This is a genomic window from Massilia sp. CT11-108, from assembly GCF_047302915.1.
In the GTDB taxonomy this organism is placed as follows: domain Bacteria; phylum Pseudomonadota; class Gammaproteobacteria; order Burkholderiales; family Burkholderiaceae_D; genus Telluria; species Telluria orientalis.
The window spans coordinates 1-848 of sequence record NZ_JBKYMO010001040.1; the positions used below are offsets into that span (position 1 = coordinate 1).

Consider the following 848-nt stretch of genomic DNA (forward strand, 5'->3'; position numbering starts at 1 on the left):
GCAGCGCGGTGCCCGCGATCCCGGTCGGCCTGCCGGCGAGCCTGCTGGGCCAGCGTCCGGACCTCGCCGCGAGCGTCGCCACCCTGAAGGCGTTCAATGCGCAGGTGGGCGTGGCGGAAGGCGCGTACTATCCGAGCCTGTCGCTGACCGGGAATTTCGGCTATGCGTCCGAGACGCTGAGCAACCTCGCCAAGGGCAGCGCGCGCCAGTTCTCGTTCGGACCGCTCGCGCTGTCGCTGCCGGTGTTCGAGGGCGGCCGCATCGAGGCCAACGTGAAGCTGGCCAAGGCGCGCTACGACGAAGCCGTCGCGAACCACGAAGGCCGCCTGCTGACGGCGCTGCGCGAAGTGGAGGATGCACTGTCGGACGTGCAGCAGCGCCAGAAGCAGGGCGACGTGCAGGTGCAGGCGCAGCAGGCCGCCGTGCGCGCCGTGCAGGTGGCGCAGGCGCGCTTCGACCGCGGCGTGTCGACGTATCTCGACGTCACCGATGCGCAGCGTTCCGCGCTGGCCGCCGACCGCGCGGCTGCGCAGATCCGTACGCAGCGGCTGCTGGCGGCGGTGTCCGTCGCGCGTGCGCTGGGCGGCGGATGGCAGCAGGGTAAAGCGGAAGCGACCGTCGCATCACGCTGATCGTTCAACGGGGGCCCGAAGAGGATTACAATCTCAGGATTGTCAACCTCACAAGGGACCCCAATGAAGCACCTCCTCGCCCCCCTGGCGCTGGCCGCAGCGACCCTGTGCGCCACCGTCCACGCCACGGGCCCTTGTTCAGCCAGAAGTAGTCGCGGCGTGCCTTGCCCAGCGGCGTGGCGTCCTTGTGCACCGCGGCCCACAGCGCCACGTTGC

At 70.4% G+C, this 848-nt stretch carries 1 protein-coding gene; it reads left to right on the top strand.

Annotated features, from left to right (window positions below):
* On the top strand, nucleotides 1-632 hold a 632-nt coding region (locus ACEN88_RS32985), incomplete at its 5' end, for a TolC family protein (RefSeq protein ID WP_413346502.1).
* Nucleotides 633-848 lie beyond the last annotated feature (216 nt).